This is a genomic window from Promicromonospora kroppenstedtii DSM 19349, assembly GCF_000515355.1.
GTDB classification, from domain to species: domain Bacteria; phylum Actinomycetota; class Actinomycetes; order Actinomycetales; family Cellulomonadaceae; genus Promicromonospora; species Promicromonospora kroppenstedtii.
Map to the genome: position 1 here is coordinate 568 of NZ_KI911606.1, position 3,343 is coordinate 3,910.

Genomic DNA, 3,343 nt, shown 5'->3' on the forward strand with positions numbered 1-3,343 from the left:
GACATCGCGACGCGCGAGCACCCGGTGTTCGGGCCGGTGCCGGGCGGGCACTGGTCGGCCGCGCTGCACGACCCCGAGGTCACCGTCCGGGCCTTGCTCGGGCTCGACGAGCGGGCCGCCGAGCCCGAGCACGTGCGCGAACGGCTGGGGCTCGCCCCGATCCCGTCGCACGCGCCGTACGTCTTCTCGCAGCAGCTCGGACACGACCTGGCGCTGTTCGGGGTGCCGTCCCCGTTCGACGAGGTGGTGCTGCGCGGCACCCCAACGGCGTCGGGCGGCTGGGCCGCGCTCTACCTGGAGAACGCGCTGGACCGGCACCCGCGCCGCACCCCGGACGGCCACCGCGTGGCGACCGTCCGGGCGGTGCTGCTGGTCGACTCCCCGCGCGAGGTGGGCCAGGTCCGCAAGCTGATGAACCGCGGGGTGCCACTGACGGTCGACCTGGACCGCGCGCTGGACCCGGCGGTCAAGCTCAAGGACGCCGCCGTCTGAGCCGGAGGCGCAGACGGCCGACGACCACGTCTGAGCCGGAGGCGCAGCGTCAGCGCTCCCCTTCGAGGCCTAAGTTTCTTCGCTCTGCGGCTGCCGAAAGCGAAGAAACTTGGGCTTCGAAGGGGATGAGCCCGGCCCAGCCTCAGTGGGCGAAGTGCCGCGTGCCCGTCAGGTACATCGTGACGCCGGCCGCCTCGGCGGCCTTGACGACCTCCTCGTCGCGGATCGAGCCACCCGGCTGCACGACGGCGGTGACCCCGGCGTCGAGCAGCACCTGGAGACCGTCCGCGAACGGGAAGAACGCGTCGGACGCCGCGACGGCGCCGCGGGCGCGCTCCACGGGACCCGAGTCGCCGTCAGCCAGGGTGTTGGCACGCTCGACCGAGAGGCGGCACGAGTCCACGCGGTTGACCTGGCCCATGCCGATGCCGACGGCCGCGCCGTCCTTGGCCAGCAGGATCGCGTTCGACTTGGCGGCGCGCACGGCCTTCCACGCGAACGCGAGGTCGGCGAGCACCTCGGGCGAGGCGGCCTCACCGGTCGCGAGGGTCCAGTTCTCGGGGGCGTCGCCGTCGGCCTGGAACCGGTCGGTGGCCTGCATGAGCAGCCCGCCGGAGATGGGCCGCGTCTCGACGGCGCCGACCGGCGCCTCGGGGACCACGAGCAGCCGGATGTTCTTCTTGGCCTGGAGGATCTCCAGCGCCTCCGGCTCGAAGCCGGGGGCCACGACGACCTCGGTGAACACCGGGGCGATCTGCCGCGCCGCGTCGGCCGTGACCGTGCGGTTCGCGGCGATCACGCCGCCGTACGCGCTGACCGGGTCGGTCGCGTGCGCCCGGGCGTGTGCCTGCGCGATGTCGGTCCCGACCGCGATGCCGCACGGGTTGGCGTGCTTGATGATCGCGACGGCGGGGCCCTCGTGGTCCCAGGCGGCGCGCCACGCGGCGTCGGCGTCCACGTAGTTGTTGTAGCTCATGGCCTTGCCGTGCAGCTGCTCGGCCTGGGCCAGGCCCGTCACGCCGTCGCCGCGGGTGTACAGGGCGGCGCGCTGGTGCGGGTTCTCGCCGTAGCGCAGCACGTCGGCCCGCTCCCAGGTGCCGCCGACCCAGGCGGGGAAGCCGGAGTGCTGCGGCTCGCCGTCGACCGTCACCTCGTCCGTGGGCGACACGACGCTGCTCATCCAGGAGGCGACGGCGACGTCGTACGTCGCGGTGTGCACGAACGCCTCGGCGGCGAGCGCCTTGCGCTGGGCATAGGTGAAGCCGCCGGCGCGGACGGCGTCCGCCACGGCCGAGTAGGCGGCCGGGTCCACGACCACGGCGACGGACGGGTGGTTCTTGGCTGCGGCGCGCACCATGGACGGCCCGCCGATGTCGATCTGCTCGACGACGGCGTCCGGCCCGGCGCCCGAGGCCACGGTGGCGGCGAACGGGTAGAGGTTGACGACGACGAGCTCGAACGGCGCGATGTCGAGCTGCGCGAGCTGGTCCAGGTGGTCCCGCTTGCGGGTGTCGGCCAGGATGCCGGCGTGCACGCGCGGGTGCAGGGTCTTGACCCGGCCCTCCAGGCACTCGGGGAAGCCGGTGAGGTCCTCGACCGGGGTGACGGGGATGCCCGCGTCCGCGATCTTCGACGCGGTGGAGCCGGTCGAGACCAGCTCGACGCCGGCGTCGTGCAAGGCGGTGGCGAGCTCGATCAGGCCGGTCTTGTCGTAGACGCTCAGCAGCGCGCGCCGGACGGGGCGCTGCGAGTCGTCGGTGAGCTGGACGTCAGGGGTGGACGGGGCGCCGGACATGGCGGTTCTCCTCGGAAGTAGCTTCGTGGAAAACCCTGGCACCCAGGCGGGCGGCGCGCATCACGGGTCGCTCGGCCGCTCCCCGGTGGTGACCCACCCTCGCCAGTCACGGCCAGGTGCAGTCTAGCGGCCGCTCTCCGGGGGGATCCGCACGTCCATGCCGAGCAGCTCCCAGGCGCGCTGCGCCCGCCGCACCCGGTCGTCCCCCGCGGTCTGGGACAGCCCGCCGGCCACCATCGCGACGGCGAGCAGCAGGTCGTCCGACGTGGTCCCGGCCGGGACGGCGCCTGCAGCAGCCGCCGCCTCCAGCCGAGTGCCCAGCGCGTCCGCGACCCGCTCCCCCAGGCCGACGATCCGCTCGTCCGCCGGCTCGCTCGACCGGACCAGGTCGACGAACCCGACCGAGTCGATCGCGTGGCGCGTGACCAGGCCGAGCAAGTCGGGCAGGTCGGCTTCCGGCGCGGCTGCTGCCTCCTCGACGGCGACGACCTGTTCTTCGAAGACGGCGACCACGAGGTCGAGCCGGTCGGGGAAGTGCCGGTAGAGGCTGCCCTGCCCGACGCCGGCGCGCTTGGCGACCGCGCTCAGCGGCGCGCTCGTCCCGGCCGACCCGAACACCTCGCGGGCGGCGGCGAGCAGCGCCGCCCGATTGCCCGCCGCGGCGCGAGGGCCGAGGTTGGGTGCCCCGCCGCGGCGCGTCGTGCCGTGAGGAAGGGCACCGGGTCGGGGGTCGCGAAGTACGCCGGTCATGGCGGTATTCTAGATACCGGACAGTGTTGTCCGGTATCAACCCCGTTCGAGGAGCACACCATGGCACTGACCGTCCGTTCCACCGTCGGCGACTGGCTCGACCACGCCGTCGGCGGCCGCGTCCTCGCGGCCTTCCTCGCCGAGGGCGGGGCTACCCCGGACTCGCTGGCCCCCGCCCGGGGCCTTCCGCTGGAGCAGCTCGTGGCACTCTCCGGCGGCAAGTTCCCGGCCGAGGCGCTCGACGCGCTGGTCGCCGCGTACCGCGAGGCCGCACCCGAGGAGGCTGCCGAGGCCGACGCGGCGGCC

The 3,343-nt window shown here is 74.2% G+C and carries 2 protein-coding genes, 2 pseudogenes and 1 riboswitch; of the genes and pseudogenes, 2 read left to right on the top strand and 2 right to left on the bottom strand.

From position 1 onward, the window contains the following. A pseudogene (locus PROKR_RS03560) lies at window positions 1-492 on the top strand (pyridine nucleotide-disulfide oxidoreductase); the annotation flags it as partial. Between the two features lie 142 nt (window positions 493-634). Here the strand turns inward: PROKR_RS03560 and purH are convergent. Together purH and PROKR_RS37810 are read right to left on the bottom strand one after the other, a co-directional pair. After that, window positions 635-2,287 (bottom strand): bifunctional phosphoribosylaminoimidazolecarboxamide formyltransferase/IMP cyclohydrolase, encoded by a 1,653-nt coding sequence (gene purH / locus PROKR_RS03565; RefSeq protein ID WP_036959573.1) that lies wholly within the window; start codon window positions 2,285-2,287, stop codon window positions 635-637. A gap of 33 nt (window positions 2,288-2,320) precedes the next feature. Continuing rightward, window positions 2,321-2,407: riboswitch (ZMP/ZTP riboswitch) on the bottom strand. A 3-nt stretch (window positions 2,408-2,410) separates the two neighbouring features. After that, window positions 2,411-3,037 carry a helix-turn-helix domain-containing protein gene (locus PROKR_RS37810; RefSeq protein ID WP_051432634.1) on the bottom strand — a complete coding sequence of 209 codons (627 nt, stop codon included), beginning with the start codon at window positions 3,035-3,037 and terminating at the stop codon, window positions 2,411-2,413. 60 nt (window positions 3,038-3,097) lie between these two features. Between PROKR_RS37810 and PROKR_RS33735 the strand changes: the two are divergent. Then, window positions 3,098-3,343 (top strand): annotated as a pseudogene (locus tag PROKR_RS33735) (SDR family NAD(P)-dependent oxidoreductase); the annotation flags it as partial.

Bases quoted from the DNA above. Each gene is read 5' to 3' on its own strand.
- purH (WP_036959573.1), bottom strand. From the start codon at position 2,287: ATGTCCGGCGCCCCGTCCACCCCTGACGTCCAGCTCACCGACGACTCG.
- PROKR_RS37810 (WP_051432634.1), bottom strand. From the start codon at position 3,037: ATGACCGGCGTACTTCGCGACCCCCGACCCGGTGCCCTTCCTCACGGC.